Source organism: Streptomyces sp. NPDC037203 (assembly GCF_055605065.1).
The window spans coordinates 15,129-29,449 of sequence record NZ_JBVJUC010000002.1 but is presented as its reverse complement, the minus strand read 5'-3'; the positions used below and the strand labels follow the sequence as shown (position 1 = coordinate 29,449).

Here is a 14,321-nt window from a genome sequence, read left to right as displayed (position 1 = left end):
ATCGGACCGGGGCGTCCCACCTGCCTGCGCGGTATCGCTACGCGTGCGTGCGCAGCAGCGTCCGCATCGTCCGCATCGCCACCGAGAGGTTGGCGAGGTCGAAGGAGTCCGAGCTGCGGATCTCCTCCAGGGTGGTGCGCGCCCGGCCCAGGATCGGGGCGTTCTTCTGCTCCCAGGCCGCGAAGCGCTGCTCCGGCGACGAGGCGCCGTCGCCCGCGCTGAGCACGTCCGCGGTGAGCGCCGCGTGCGCCGCGAAGAGGTCCTCGCGGATGGAGGCGCGGGCCATGGACTGCCAGCGGTCGTTGCGGGGCAGCTCGATGATGCGGTCCATCAGCTGGGTGATGCCGAGGCGGTCGGCGAGGTCGTAGTAGACCTCGGCGACGTCCAGCGGCTCCTTGCCCATGCGGTCGGCCACCGAGACGATGTCGAGCGCCGGGAAGGCGGAGGAGAACCCGGCCACGCGGGTGGCGAGCTCGTCCGGGACGCCGGCCGCGGACAGCTCGTCGTACACGTGCTGGTACCACTCCAGGTCGGCGCCCCGCACCAGCTTGGGCAGCTGCTGCCAGACCTGCTCGACGCGCTCGGCGAAGAACTCCACCGTCTCGGCGAGCTGGAGCGGCTGCGGCCGGTTGTTGAGCAGCCAGCGGGTGCCGCGCTCGACCAGCCGGCGCGAGTGCAGCCGGATGCGGGTCTGCACGGCCGCGTCGACCTTGTTGTCCAGGGCCTCCACCGCGTCCCACACCGGGGCCGAGCAGAAGATGGCGCGGGCCGCGGTCTGGGCGCGGACGATCTCCTCCAGAGAGGCGCCGGTCTCCTCGCGCAGCCGGTGCAGGTACGTCGTACCACCCGTGTTGACCGTGTCGTTGACCAGCACCGTGGTGGTGATCTCGCGGCGCAGCGGGTGGTTGTCGACGGCCTCCGCGAACCGCTCGCGCAGGGCGGTCGGGAAGTACGCGTGCAGCAGTCCGCGCAGGTACGGGTCGTCGGGCAGCGAGGTGGCCAGCAGCTCCTCGGCGACCGTGATCTTCGTGTACGCCATGACGACGGCCGTCTCCGGACCGGTCAGGCCCTGGCCCTGGTTCAGGCGCTCGCGGATCTGGCGGTCGGTCGGCAGGAACTCCAGCGCCCGGTCCAGGTGGCCCTCGCGCACCAGGTGGCGCAGGAAGCGCTGCTGGGCGTGGAGCATGTCCTTGGCCTGGAACAGCGCGTTGGCGAGCGCGGTGTTCTGCGCGTAGTTGTTGCGCAGCACCAGCGCGCCGACCTCGTCGGTCATCTCGGCGAGCAGCTTGTTGCGCTGCTTGATGGTCATGTCGCCGTCCGCGACCAGGCCGTTCAGCAGGATCTTGATGTTCACCTCGTGGTCGGAGGTGTCCACGCCGGCGCTGTTGTCGATCGCGTCGGTGTTGATCTTGCCGCCCTGGTGGGCGAACTCGATGCGGCCGAGCTGGGTCAGGCCCAGGTTGCCGCCCTCGCCGACGACCTTGACGCGCAGGTCGGCGCCGTCGACGCGGATGGCGTCGTTGGCCTTGTCGCCGACGTCCGCGTTCGACTCCGCGGAGGACTTCACGTAGGTGCCGATGCCGCCGTTCCACAGCAGGTCGACCGGCGCCTTGAGGATCGCCTTCATCAGGTCGGCCGGGGTCATCTTGGCGACCTTGCCCTCGATGCCGAGGGCCTCGCGGATGTGCGCGTTGAGCTGGATCGACTTGGCGCTGCGCGGGAAGATCCCGCCGCCCGCCGAGAGCAGCTCGGCGTTGTAGTCGGCCCAGCTGGAGCGGGGCAGCTCGAACAGGCGGCGGCGCTCGGCGTACGAGGTGGCCGCGTCCGGGTTCGGGTCGATGAAGATGTGCCGGTGGTCGAAGGCGGCGACCAGGCGGATGTGCTCGGACAGCAGCATGCCGTTGCCGAACACGTCACCGGACATGTCACCGATGCCGACGACCGTGAAGTCCTCGGACTGGGTGTCCACGCCCAGCTCGCGGAAGTGCCGCTTGACGGACTCCCAGGCGCCGCGCGCGGTGATGCCCATGCCCTTGTGGTCGTAACCCGCCGAACCACCGGAGGCGAAGGCGTCGCCGAGCCAGAAGTTGTACTTCTCGGCGACCCCGTTGGCGATGTCGGAGAAGGTGGCGGTGCCCTTGTCGGCCGCGACGACCAGGTAGGTGTCGTCGCCGTCGTGCCGCACCACGTCCTTGGGCGGGACGACCTCGCCGCCGACCATGTTGTCGGTGATGTCCAGCAGCGCCGAGATGAACGTCTTGTAGCTGGCGACGCCCTCCGCGAGCCACGCGTCCCGGTCCTGCGCCGGGTCCGGCAGCTGCTTGGCGACGAAGCCGCCCTTGGCGCCGACCGGCACGATGACGGTGTTCTTCACCATCTGCGCCTTGACCAGGCCGAGGATCTCGGTGCGGAAGTCCTCACGCCGGTCGGACCAGCGCAGACCGCCGCGCGCGACCTTGCCGAAACGCAGGTGCACGCCCTCGACGCGCGGCGAGTACACCCAGATCTCGAACGCCGGGCGCGGCGCGGGCAGGTCCGGGATGGCCTGCGGGTCGAACTTCATCGACACGTAGTCGTGCGGGTGGCCGTCGGCGCGGCGCTGGAAGAAGTTGGTGCGCAGGGTCGCCTTGATGACGGTCAGGAAGGAGCGCAGGATGCGGTCCTCGTCCAGGCTCGCCACCTGGTCCAGGGCCGCGTCCAGCTCCTCCAGCAGCGCGTCCGTCAGCTCCAGTCCGGCCTGCTGGCGCTCCGGGGACATGCGCGCCTCGAACAGGGAGACGAGCAGCCGGGTGGTGTGGACGTTGTTGCGGAGGGTGTCCTCCATGTAGTCCTGCGAGAAGGTCGAACCGGCCTGCCGCAGGTACTTGGCGTAGGCGCGCAGCACCATCGCCTCGCGCCAGGTCAGCCCGGCGCTGAGCACGAGGGCGTTGAAGCCGTCGTTCTCCGCGCGCCCGGTCCAGGTCGCGGCGAACGCCTCCTGGAAGCGCTCGCGGCCGTCGTCGCCCAGGTAGTCGCCGTTGCCGGCGCCGAGCGACTTCGGCAGCCGCAGCCCGAAGTCGTAGATCCAGCCGGTGGTGCGGTCCGAGCAGCGCAGCTCGTACGGCCGCTCGTCCACGACCTCGACGCCGATGCGCTGGAGCACCGGCAGCACGGCGGACAGGGAGACGGAGGCGCCCTTGCGGTAGATCTTGAAGCGGCGCTCGTCGGGGGCGGCGCCGACCGGCTCGTACAGGCTCAGCGCGAAGTCGTTGCCCGGCTCCTCGGTCAGCCGCTCCAGGTGCACGAGGTCGGCCACGGCAGCGCGCGGGGTGTGGTCGGCCTTGTAGCCCTCGGGGAAGGCGTTGTTGTAGCGGCGCAGCAGCTCGGCGGCGCGCTCCTCGCCCAGCTCGGCGTTGAGCGCCTCGGTGAACCCGTCCACCCAGGAGCGGGCGGCCTCGACCAGCCGGGCCTCGATGCGGTCCTTGTCGGCGTCCGACAGCTCGGGCAGCTCGGTGCCCTGCGGGACGCGGACGACGAAGTGCAGCCGGGACAGGATCGACTCGGTGTTCCAGGCGGTGAAGTCGACGCTGATGCCGCCGAGCTCCTCCTTCAGGATGTCGATGATCCGCAGGCGCACGCCGGTGGTGTAGCGGTCGCGCGGCAGGTAGACGAGGGCCGAGTAGTAGCGGCCGTATTCGTCCTGGCGCAGGTACAGGCGCAGCCGGCGGCGCTCCTGGAGGTAAAGCACGCTGGTGACGATCGACTGGAGCTCGGCGGCCGGCGTCTGGAACAGCTCGTCGCGCGGGTAGGTCTCCAGGATCTGGAGCAGGTCGCGGCCGTCGTGGCTGTTGGGCGAGAACCCGGCGCGGTCGAGGACCTCGGCGACCTTGCGGCGGATGACCGGGACCCGGCGCACCGACTCGGTGTACGCGGCCGAGGAGAACAGGCCGAGGAAGCGGCGCTCCCCGACGACGTTGCCGTCCTTGTCGAACTTCTTGACGCCGATGTAGTCCAGGTACGACGGCCGGTGCACGGTGGCCCGGCTGTTCGCCTTGGTCAGCACCAGCAGCTTGTGCTCGCGGGCCTTGGCGCGGGCGTCGGCCGGAAGCCGCTCGAAGGAGGGGCTGACCGGGTGCTGGTCGTCCTCGTCGTGCTGCGGGTCGGAGCGCAGGATGCCGAGGCCGGTGCCGGGCACGGCGGCCAGGGTGTCGTCGCCGCGCAGCTCGTACTCGCGGAAGCCCAGGAAGGTGAAGTGGTCGGTGGCGAGCCAGCGCAGCAGCTCGCGGGCCTCCGCGACCTCCGCCTCCGGCAGGTCGGCCGGGACCGGTTCGCTCTCCAGCTCGCCGGCGATCCGCGCCGCCGCCTCCCGCATCTTGTCCCAGTCCTCGACGGCCTCGCGGACGTCGGAGAGCACGCGCAGCAGGTCGGAGGTGATCTGCTTCAGGTCCGCGCGGTCGGTCTCGCGGTCGATCTCGACGTGGATCCAGGACTCGATGTGCGCGTCGTGCGGCAGCTCGGCGGGGTCGACGGAGGTGGCCGGGGTGGGCAGGATCTCCAGCAGCTTGCCGGTGAGGTCGCGGCGCACCACGAACTGGGGGTGGATCACGGCGTGGATGCCGCGCCCGCCGCGGGTCAGCTCGTTGGTGACGGAGTCGACCAGGAACGGCATGTCGTCGGTCACGACCTCGACGACCGTGTGGCTGGACGTCCAGCCGTTCTCCTCGACCGTCGGGGTGTGCACCCGGACGTTCGCGGTGCCCTGGGGGCGGTTCTCGGCGAGCCGGTAGTGCGAGACCGCGGCGCCGAAGACGTCGACCGGGTCGCGGTCGGCGAGGTCTTCCGGTGCGGTGTGCAGGTAGTAGCGCTGGAGGAACGCGAGGGTGGACTCGTTGTCCGGGGTGTCCGGGGAGCCCTCGCCCGTCGACCCGGTCGGTAGGTGCCCCCCGACCGGGCTGTTCTCAGCTACCCGAGCGGCCCGTTCGAGCAGCTCGGCCTTGGCTTCGTCCAGCTTGGTCTGCATTGTCCTCTGGCTCCTGTCGCGCGCCGTTGCGTGACGTAGAAGGAAGTACGGGATCTTCCCCTGCGGCTCGACGCCACGGCCCGGAGTTTCCGGTCCGTTCCGACGCTATGCCGCCAGGCGGGATGAGCGGGGGGTATTCGGCCGTTTCCGACACGACCACGTGATGTGACGCTGCTCTCGGCACCGTCGCGTTCCGGGCCGGCCTTGGCGTCCTGGGGGCAGCGGCGCCCCCGTCCCGCCCGCGAGGACCAGCGACCGCCGCCCGGTCACGGAGGTCCTCCGTGCAAGCCGGGCGCAGGGCGGGAGCCTGATCGCTCCCGCGAGCTATCGCGCTGATCACGCCACAAGGCTATCGCCCCGCACCCCGGAACCGTCATGAGCCGTATGTGTACAAAACAGGGGGTCGAACTTTGACGTTCTGCACAGCGCCCGGCGCCACCCGAGTGGCGTAACCGGATTCGGCCACGCGGGGGCCGGGGTGGGGTAGCGGCCCGGCGTCCCGCGCCGCACCCTGAGAGCTGTACGGCCCAGGAGTTGCCGGGGAACCCGTCCCCGTCCGTCCCGGAGGAGCGCCGACATGCCCGCGAAGATCCTCATCGTCACCGGCGACGCCGCGGAGTCCCTGGAGGTCATGTACCCCTACCAGCGGCTGCGCGAGGAGGGCTACGACGTCGACATCGCGGCTCCCTCCCGCAAGACGCTCCGCTTCGTGGTGCACGACTTCGAGCCCGGCTACGACACGTACACCGAGAAGCCCGGTTACACCTGGCCCGCCGACCTGTCCTTCGCCGAGGTGGAGCCCGGTGCGTACGCCGCTCTCGTGATCCCCGGCGGCCGGGCCCCGGAGTATCTGCGCAACGACCCCGAACTGCGCAAGATCCTCAAGGCCTTCTTCGACGCGGACAAGCCGGTCGCCCAGATCTGCCACGGTCCGCTGCTCACCGCGGCGATCGACACCCTGCGCGGGCGCCGCGTCACGGCCTACCCGGCCCTGGAACCCGACATGCAGGCCGCCGGCGCCAGCTTCCAGGACGCGGAGACGGTGACGGACGGCACGCTGGTCTCGGCACGGGCGTGGCCGGATCACCCCGCCTGGATGCGGGAGTTCCTCAAGGTGCTCCGGGCGAAGGCACCGGTGAACTGAGCCCGCCGCCGCGGGGGGCGACTTCCGGCCGTCTTTCGGGCTCCCATCCGGTCCTCCTCCGGTCGTCCCTCGGTCGCCTTCCGGCCGTCGTTCCGCCGTCATCCGGCCGCGGGTCCGTCGTGGTCGCTCGCGCGGTCCCCCGCGCTCCTTCGGGGCGCCGGCCCGGTCACACGGCTATTCGCTGCGCCATCTCCACCGCCTCCGCCAGCGTGTCCACCACCGGGACGCCGACCCCCTCCAGACTGGCCCTGCTGTGCGACCCCCCGGTGTACAGCACCGCCTGTGCCCCCACGTGCCTCGCCGCGACCGCGTCGTCCGCCGCGTCCCCGATCACCACCGTCCGCCCCGGCTCCGCCGTCCCCGCGAGCCGCGACAGATGCCGCACCATGTGCTCCGCCTTGCTCCCGCCGGACGGCCCCGTCCGCCCGTCGACGCGCACGAAGTGCTCCTCGATCCCGAAACCCCGCACGAGCGGCACCAGGTCCTCGTGTCCGTACATGCTCAGCAGCGACTGGCTGTGCCCCGCCGTACGCCACCCCCGCAGCAACTCCGCCGCCCCGTCGGTGAGCGTGCACCGCGCCCGCCGCTCCGTGTAGCGCTGATGGAATATCCCGTCCATCAGCTGCCACTCCGCCTCGCTCGGCAGCCGCCCCATCAGCCGCTCGTAGAACTTCGGCACCGGCACGCAGTACAACGCCCGGTACTGCTCCAGCGTGATCGGCGCCAGGCCCAGCTCCGCGAAGGCCGCGTTGGTGGCCTCGATGATCGCCTCGTTGTCATGGAACAGCGTGCCGTTCCAGTCCCAGACGATGTGCGCGTGCTTCCCCATGCCCAAGACCGTACCCGCCCCCACTGACAATCCCGCCGGGACGGCCGGTCCTGCCTGGTCAGCCCCGCCCGAGGAGGCCGGGGATCTCCTGCGTGGCGAACCACAGCAGCTCGTGGTCCTCGGCCTGGTCCACGGCGGACCCCGCCTCCTCGTCCCCGTCGTCCGCCGCCGCCATCGCCCGCGCCGCCGCGGTCACGTCCGGCTCGGCGTCGTCGCCGTCGGCGTGGACCGCCGCCGCCTTCGCGAGCGGCACCGTCGCCTTCACGGTCACCTCGCCCGGCTCGGCCCCGCTGTCGGACGCGGCCACGACCGCGCCGTCGGACACGTCCACGGCCACCACGACCCGGCGCCGCGGCGCGTCCCCGTCGGCCGCGAGCAGCCGCAGGGAGGCCAGCGCGGCCCGGCCGAGCGCGGCGTACTCCAGCTCCTCGACGTCGTCGGAGCGGTACCAGGCGCGCAGGGCGGGCGTCACGGCGTAGCCGGCGAAGGAACCGGTCCCCAGCTCACCCGTCCGGTGCGCCGCGGCAAGGGCGGGGAGGGTCAGGGGGACGTAGACGCGCATGCTCGCCGCTCTTTCCTGGTCGTTCCAAAGGGCCTTCAGGATACGTGCGGCTGTCCCCTTTCGAGTCCCTGCCCAGACCCCGAAAACGTCAGCACAACACGTCGTTCTTCACCCGGTGCACCCGCATGATTTCGGGGCTCACCCCTCTGTCCATCCCCCCGGAGGGTGAATCGTCTCGGCCCCTCGCCACCACCGGCCGCGTCCTTGCCGCGCGGTCCCCGGCCCCGTACAAGATCCCCACCACTTGGTTACCGCCCGGTATGCACCGGGCCGTCGAACGGGGACCCCCATGAACAAGGTCATGAGCCGCACCCCTGACTCCCGCCCCCGGCACCGCCCGCCGACCCGCCGCGACACCCGCCGCCCCGGCGCGGGGCCGCGCCGTGCGTCCGCCGACGGCCGTACGGCCACCCGCCCGGCCCGCTCGGCCGCTGGGACGCCCGCCGGGCCCCCTCGCCCCACCGACGTCTTCGCGGACCGCCTGCTGGCCGTCCTCAGCGGTCAGCGCCCGGTCCACTGGATGCTCCGCCACACCGCGGGCCGCGCCTACGACGACCTGGCCCGCCTCGCCGCCCGCGGCCCCCTGCGCGCCCGCGGCACCCGCCCGGTGGTCCGCGACATCGGCTACTACGTCGCCGGGGAGGGCGCCCTGGAGGTCTTCGCCCGCGTCGCCGCGGGCAGCCAGCTCCGCGCCCTCGCCTTCCGCCTCGAACTGGGCCCCGATCTCCGCTGGCGCTGCACCGCCGTGGAGACGGGCCCGCGCCCAGCGCCATAGCCGCGAGGGGGCGCTCCCGCCCCTCCAGGGCGCTGCCGCCGCCGTAGCTGCGGGCAGTCGTGCCGCCGGAGCGGCACGAGTGGGCGCGGCGGCACCCGCCGGCGCCGGTGAGGCGGCCCCCCCCCGGCCGGCGCCGGCGCGGGGCCCCACTGGACACAGGCCCACCGGAAAGAACGGCGACGCAAAGGGGGCCGGGCTCGAAAGAGCCCGGCCCCCTCACGGAGTGCGTGTCACTTCTTGCGACGCCGCCCGCCCTTCGCCTGCTTGCGCCGCTCCGCCCGCGTCAGCCCGTCCGACTCCGACCGCACCGGGCCGTCGTCCTCCAGGTCGCGCTCGACGATGCCGCCCTCACCGTCCACCGTCGGCGCGGAGAAGTGCAGATCCCGGCGCTGCGGAACATCGAGACCCTTGGCGCGGATCTCCGGACGGCCCGCACCCGCCTGCGCCGGCACCGCATCCTCGGCACCCTCGCCGACCGGCTCGGCCTCCTCGACCGGCACCTCCTCGACCTGCTGCTCGACCTGGACCTCCAGGTTGAACAGGTAGCCGACGGACTCCTCCTTGATGCCCTCCATCATCGCGGTGAACATGTCGAAGCCCTCGCGCTGGTACTCGACCAGCGGGTCCTTCTGCGCCATCGCGCGCAGGCCGATGCCCTCCTGGAGGTAGTCCATCTCGTAGAGGTGCTCGCGCCACTTGCGGTCGAGGACCGACAGCACGACCCGCCGCTCCAGCTCACGCATGATCTCGGAGCCGAGCTGCGTCTCGCGGGCCTCGTACTGCTGGTGGATGTCCTCCTTGATGGACTCCGAGATGAACTCGGCGGTCAGACCGGCGCGGTCGCCGGCCGCCTCCTCCAGCTCCTCGACGGTGACCTTCACCGGGTAGAGCTGCCGGAAGGCGCCCCACAGCCGCTCCAGGTCCCAGTCCTCGGGGAAGCCCTCGGCGGTCTCCGCGGCGACGTACGCGTCGATCGTGTCGTCCATGAAGTGCTGGATCTGCTCGTGCAGGTCCTCGCCCTCCAGCACGCGCCGGCGCTCGCCGTAGATGACCTCGCGCTGCCGGTTGAGCACCTCGTCGTACTTCAGGACGTTCTTACGCGTCTCGAAGTTCTGCTGCTCGACCTGGGACTGCGCGGAGGCGATGGCGCGGGTGACCATCTTGTTCTCGATCGGCACGTCGTCCGGCACGTTCGCCATGGACATCACGCGCTCGACCATCTGGGCCTTGAACAGGCGCATCAGGTCGTCGCCGAGGGAGAGGTAGAAGCGGGACTCGCCGGGGTCGCCCTGCCGGCCGGAACGGCCGCGCAGCTGGTTGTCGATGCGCCGCGACTCGTGCCGCTCGGTGCCGAGGACGTAGAGACCGCCGAGCGCCTCGACCTCCTCCTTCTCCGCCTTGACGGCCTGCTCGGCCTTCTCCAGGGCGGCGGGCAGCGCCGCGGCCCACTCCTCGATGTGCTCCTCCGGGTCGAGGCCGCGCTGGCGCAGCTCCGCCTCGGCGAGGTCCTCGGGGTTGCCGCCGAGCTTGATGTCGGTACCGCGGCCGGCCATGTTGGTGGCGACCGTCACGGCGCCCTTGCGGCCGGCCTGGGCGACGATCGACGCCTCACGCTCGTGGTGCTTGGCGTTCAGTACCTCGTGCTGGATGCCGCGCTTGCTGAGCTGCTGCGAGAGGTACTCGGACTTCTCGACCGACGTGGTGCCGACGAGGATCGGCTGGCCCTTCTCGTGCTTCTCGGCGATGTCGTCGACGACCGCCTCGAACTTGGCCACCTCGGTGCGGTAGATCAGGTCCGACTGGTCCTTGCGGACCATCGGCTTGTTGGTCGGGATGGGGACCACGCCGAGCTTGTAGATCTGGTGGAACTCGGCGGCCTCGGTCATCGCCGTACCGGTCATGCCGGAGAGCTTGTTGTAGAGGCGGAAGAAGTTCTGGAGGGTGATGGTGGCGAGGGTCTGGTTCTCGTCCTTGATGTCCACCCCTTCCTTCGCCTCGATCGCCTGGTGCATGCCCTCGTTGTAACGGCGGCCGGCGAGGATACGGCCGGTGTGCTCGTCGACGATCATGACCTCGCCGTCGATGACGACGTAGTCCTTGTCCTTCTTGAACAGTTCCTTCGCCTTGATGGCGTTGTTCAGGTAGCCGACGAGCGGGGTGTTCACCGACTCGTAGAGGTTGTCGATGCCCAGCCAGTCCTCGACCTTGGCGACACCGGACTCGTGGATGGCGACGGTGCGCTTCTTCTCGTCCACGTCGTAGTCGCCGGTTTCCTCGACGCCCTTGAGCGGGTTGCCGGCCTCGCCCTTCTTCAGGCGCAGGACGAGCTTGGCGAAGTCGCCGTACCACTTGGTGGCCTGGTCGGCCGGGCCCGAGATGATCAGCGGCGTACGGGCCTCGTCCACGAGGATGGAGTCGACCTCGTCCACGATGGCGAAGTTGTGGCCGCGCTGCACCAGTTCGTCCTTCGACCACGCCATGTTGTCGCGCAGGTAGTCGAAGCCGAACTCGTTGTTGGTGCCGTAGGTGATGTCGCACGCGTACTGCTCGCGGCGCTGGGCCGGCGTCATGTTGGCGAGGATGACGCCGACGTCGAGACCCAGGAACTTGTGGACGCGGCCCATCATCTCGGAGTCGCGCTCGGCCAGGTAGTCGTTGACCGTGACGATGTGGACGCCGTCGCCGGACAGTGCGTTCAGGTACGCGGGCAGGGTGCCGACGAGGGTCTTGCCCTCACCCGTCTTCATCTCGGCCACATAGCCGAGGTGCAGCGCGGCGCCGCCCATCATCTGCACGTCGTAGTGACGCTGGCCGAGGACGCGCTTGGCGGCCTCGCGGACGGTGGCGAACGCCTCGGGCAGCAGGTCGTCCAGGCTCTCACCATCGGCGTACCGCTGCTTGTACTCCTCGGTGAGGGCCCGCAGCTCGGCGTCGGAGAGGTCGACGAAGTCCTCTTCGATGGAGTTGACCTGGTCCGCGATGCGGTGCAGCTTGCGCAGGATCTTGCCTTCGCCTGCACGCATGATCTTCGAGAGGACGGACACGGGGGCTGGTCTCCTTGCCGGTCGGGCCTGGGACGGTCGGTTTTCCATGACGTACTGAGCAACGGCCATCGTATGCGAGGACCCCGCCGCGCCGGGAGTGCCTGGTGTCCCGGCCGCTGCTTCACAGGGACAACGGACGGGATATGCGGATAGTGCCGCATCGGCGCGGGGATTTATGCGAATTGTGATCGCGCGCTCACGGATCGCGGAAATCGATGGCCCGCGCGGCTCGGGCCGAGCAGAATCGCCCGATGGAACCCGTCACACTCACCACCGGCCGTCTCCACCTGCGCGCCGTCGGACCGGCCGACACCGAAGCCGTGTACGAGGCCGCGCAGGACCCCGACATCCAGCGCTGGACCCCGATCCCCTCCCCTTACCTGCCCGAGCACGCGCGCGGCTTCACGCACGAGACGGTCCCGGACGGCTGGGCGCAGGATTCGATGTTCACCTGGGGGATCTTCCTCCCCGGCGGGGAGCTGGCCGGCATGCTCGGCCTGTCGATGCGCGGCCCGGCCACGGCCGAGGTCGGCTTCTGGGCCGTCAAGGAGCACCGCGGTCGCGGCCATGTCACGGAGGCCGTGCTCGCCGCCTGCCGCTGGATCTTCACCGACCTGGGCGTCGACCGGGTCGAGTGGCGTGCCGAGGTCGGCAACCACGGCTCGCGCGGGGTCGCCGAACGCGCGGGCTTCACCCTGGAGGGCACCCTGCGCTGCGCCCTCGCCAACAAGGGGGTGCGCCGGGATTGCTGGATCGCCTCCCTGCTCCCCGCGGACCTCGGTCTGCCGTCCACCGCCCCCTATCTGCCGGAGCCCGGTCGGTAAACCGCAGCTCGGGACGGGTTGTCAGTGCCGCCGTCTATCGTCCGTGGCATGACGACCCTGCCGCGCCCGACCACCACGCTCACCGCGGACGACGCCCGCCGTATCGCCCTGCGGGCCCAGGGTCTGCTCGGCGCGCCCGACCGGCGGGCCGGGGTGCGCGGGGTGCTGCGCCACCTCGGCGCGGTCCAGCTCGACACCATCTCCGTCCTCGCCCGTTCACACGAACTGGTGCCGTACGCCCGCCTCGGCGCCGTCGGCCGCACCACGGTTGAGGACGCCTACTGGAAGGACGCACACGCCTTCGAGTACTGGTCGCACGCCGCCTGCCTGCTGCCCATCGAGGAGTGGCCGCACTTCGCCTTCCGCCGCCGCGCCTACCGCGACCGCCCGCACTGGAACCACGAACTCCCCGAGGGGGTTTACGAACAGGTCGTCAAGCAGCTGCGCACCGAGGGCCCGCTGACCGCGACCGAACTGGGCGGCGCGAAGCGGACCAGCGAGTGGTGGGACTGGTCCGGCACCAAGGTCGCGGTCGAACGGGCACTGATGTACGGCGAGGTGGTGTGCGTCGAACGCCGCGGCTGGAAACGGGTGTACGACCTCGCCGAGCGCGCCGTCCCCGCCGCGCTGCTGCACGACGAGCTGGACGACGCCGAGTGCCTGCGCCGCCTGGTCCGGCTGGCCGGCGAGTCCCTGGGTGTGGGCACCCGCGCGGACATCGCCGACTATCACCGGCTGAAGGGCGAGCAGGTGGACGCGGTGCTCGCGGACTCGGGTCTGGTGCCGGTCGAGGTCGAGGGCTGGGGCAGGCCGGCCTGGGCGGACCCGGCGGCCCTGGCGACCCAGCCGCGCGGCCGCCACCGCACCACCCTGCTCTCGCCCTTCGACTCGCTGATCTGGGAGCGGGCGCGCACGGAGCGGATCTTCGGCTTCACCCACCGCCTGGAGGCGTACACCCCCAAGCCCAAGCGGGTGTACGGCTACTTCGCGATGCCGGTGCTCGCGGGCGGCCGCCTCGTCGGGCGTGTCGACCCGGCGCGGGAGGGCCGCACCCTGGTGGCCCGGCAGGTCACCCTGGACGGCGCCAAGGCGGTCCCGGCGGTCGCCCAGGCGCTGCTGGAGGCCGCCACCTGGGTGAAGTGCACGAACATCCGGGTCGAACGCGTGGACGACCCCGCCCTGCGCGGACCCCTCACCGCCGAACTCGCCCGCGCCCTGGACTGAGGAGCGGTGCCGACGGCTAGCGGATCTCCAGGATCTTCTCCCGCATCGCGTAGACCACGGCCTCCATCCGGGAGTGCAGCTGGAGTTTCTCCAGGATGTTGCGGACGTGGTTCTTCACGGTGTTCTCGGAGATGAACAACTCCTTGGCGATGTCCCGGTTGTTCATCCCCGTGGCGACGAGTTTGAGGACTTCCAGTTCACGGTCGGTGAGCCGGGGCGCGGGCACCAGCCGGCGCTCGTCGGTGCGCTGGATCATCGACTTGAACTCGGTGAGGAGTTTCGACGCCATGGACGGGCTGATCTGCGACTGCCCGTCGGCGACCGCGCGAATGGCGGTGGCCACCTCGTCGGTGGAGATCTCCTTGAGCAGATATCCGGTGGCGCCCGCCTTGATCGCGTCGTAGAGGTCGGCCTCCTCGTCGCTGATCGTCAGCATGATGATCTTCGCGCTGGGCGCGACCTCCTTGATGGAGGTGCATGCCTCGATGCCCCCGCGCCGGGGCATCCGGACGTCCATCAGCACGATGTCGGGCAGCAGATCCGCCGCCTTGTCGACGGCCTCGGCGCCGTCTCCCGCCTCGCCGACGACCTGGATGTCCTCCTCGGCCGCCAGCACGATCTCCAGGCCGCGCCGAAAGAGCGCGTGGTCGTCCACCACCAGGACCCTGATCGGTTCCTCGCCCGAGGAACCCTCTCCGGGGCACCCGCCGAGTACACCGTCGTCGGTGTCGTCGGCCGCCTCGCCCCGCATCGGTCCGAAGGTGTCCGCCATCGTTCCTCCCCCTGAAGGCTGTGGCCTGTGTGGTCCCGTGCCATCGCCAACCCAAGGCAGCGGCCCACCGGTTGGGCCCTTGCGCTCATGATTTCATGCCGGAACCGCACCGGGGCGCCGCACGCGGCGCGAAGTGGTCGCACACTGG

The 14,321-nt window shown here is 70.9% G+C and carries 9 protein-coding genes; 4 read left to right on the top strand and 5 right to left on the bottom strand.

Annotated elements, in window-relative coordinates; all coding sequences use genetic code 11:
* Positions 1-37 precede the first annotated feature (37 nt).
* Positions 38-4,999, bottom strand: coding sequence for an NAD-glutamate dehydrogenase (locus tag ACZ7EC_RS04615; RefSeq protein WP_471057969.1), 4,962 nt, complete (start codon positions 4,997-4,999; stop codon positions 38-40).
* A gap of 577 nt (positions 5,000-5,576) precedes the next feature.
* Between ACZ7EC_RS04615 and ACZ7EC_RS04610 the strand changes: the two genes are divergently transcribed.
* Positions 5,577-6,143, top strand: a complete 567-nt coding sequence (locus ACZ7EC_RS04610; RefSeq protein ID WP_471057966.1) for a DJ-1/PfpI family protein — start codon at positions 5,577-5,579, stop codon at positions 6,141-6,143.
* 166 nt (positions 6,144-6,309) lie between these two features.
* On the opposite strand, the gene ACZ7EC_RS04605 is transcribed toward ACZ7EC_RS04610, so the two are convergent.
* The gene (locus ACZ7EC_RS04605) at positions 6,310-6,972 is read right to left on the bottom strand and encodes an HAD family hydrolase (protein ID WP_471057964.1); all 663 of its coding nucleotides are present in this window, start codon (positions 6,970-6,972) and stop codon (positions 6,310-6,312) included.
* 58 nt (positions 6,973-7,030) lie between these two features.
* On the bottom strand, positions 7,031-7,534 hold the full coding sequence (locus ACZ7EC_RS04600) for a DUF6912 family protein (protein WP_471057962.1): 504 nt from the start codon (positions 7,532-7,534) through the stop codon (positions 7,031-7,033).
* A 289-nt stretch (positions 7,535-7,823) separates the two neighbouring features.
* Between ACZ7EC_RS04600 and ACZ7EC_RS04595 the strand changes: the two genes are divergently transcribed.
* A complete protein-coding gene (locus ACZ7EC_RS04595; protein WP_471057959.1) occupies positions 7,824-8,309 on the top strand; it encodes an Rv3235 family protein in 486 nt (161 codons plus the stop codon).
* A 230-nt stretch (positions 8,310-8,539) separates the two neighbouring features.
* On the opposite strand, the gene secA is transcribed toward ACZ7EC_RS04595, so the two are convergent.
* A complete protein-coding gene (secA, locus tag ACZ7EC_RS04590; RefSeq protein WP_471057956.1) occupies positions 8,540-11,353 on the bottom strand; it encodes a preprotein translocase subunit SecA in 2,814 nt (937 codons plus the stop codon).
* Between the two features lie 251 nt (positions 11,354-11,604).
* Here secA and ACZ7EC_RS04585 point away from each other — a divergent pair, with 251 nt between their 5' ends.
* Both ACZ7EC_RS04585 and ACZ7EC_RS04580 read left to right on the top strand, forming a co-directional pair.
* Positions 11,605-12,177 carry a GNAT family N-acetyltransferase gene (locus ACZ7EC_RS04585; RefSeq protein ID WP_471057953.1) on the top strand — a complete coding sequence of 191 codons (573 nt, stop codon included), beginning with the start codon at positions 11,605-11,607 and terminating at the stop codon, positions 12,175-12,177.
* Positions 12,178-12,225: 48 nt separating this feature from the next.
* The gene (locus tag ACZ7EC_RS04580; RefSeq protein ID WP_471057950.1) at positions 12,226-13,401 is read left to right on the top strand and encodes a winged helix-turn-helix domain-containing protein; all 1,176 of its coding nucleotides are present in this window, start codon (positions 12,226-12,228) and stop codon (positions 13,399-13,401) included.
* A gap of 16 nt (positions 13,402-13,417) precedes the next feature.
* On the opposite strand, the gene ACZ7EC_RS04575 is transcribed toward ACZ7EC_RS04580, so the two are convergent.
* The gene (locus tag ACZ7EC_RS04575) at positions 13,418-14,173 is read right to left on the bottom strand and encodes a response regulator (RefSeq protein WP_471057947.1); all 756 of its coding nucleotides are present in this window, start codon (positions 14,171-14,173) and stop codon (positions 13,418-13,420) included.
* Between the last annotated feature and the right edge of the window lie 148 nt (positions 14,174-14,321).

Bases quoted from the DNA above. Each gene is read 5' to 3' on its own strand.
- ACZ7EC_RS04605 (WP_471057964.1), bottom strand. From the start codon at position 6,972: ATGGGGAAGCACGCGCACATCGTCTGGGACTGGAACGGCACGCTGTTC.
- ACZ7EC_RS04585 (WP_471057953.1), top strand. From the start codon at position 11,605: ATGGAACCCGTCACACTCACCACCGGCCGTCTCCACCTGCGCGCCGTC.
- ACZ7EC_RS04595 (WP_471057959.1), top strand. From the start codon at position 7,824: ATGAACAAGGTCATGAGCCGCACCCCTGACTCCCGCCCCCGGCACCGC.
- ACZ7EC_RS04615 (WP_471057969.1), bottom strand. From the start codon at position 4,999: ATGCAGACCAAGCTGGACGAAGCCAAGGCCGAGCTGCTCGAACGGGCC.
- ACZ7EC_RS04575 (WP_471057947.1), bottom strand. From the start codon at position 14,173: ATGGCGGACACCTTCGGACCGATGCGGGGCGAGGCGGCCGACGACACC.
- ACZ7EC_RS04610 (WP_471057966.1), top strand. From the start codon at position 5,577: ATGCCCGCGAAGATCCTCATCGTCACCGGCGACGCCGCGGAGTCCCTG.
- ACZ7EC_RS04600 (WP_471057962.1), bottom strand. From the start codon at position 7,534: ATGCGCGTCTACGTCCCCCTGACCCTCCCCGCCCTTGCCGCGGCGCAC.
- ACZ7EC_RS04580 (WP_471057950.1), top strand. From the start codon at position 12,226: ATGACGACCCTGCCGCGCCCGACCACCACGCTCACCGCGGACGACGCC.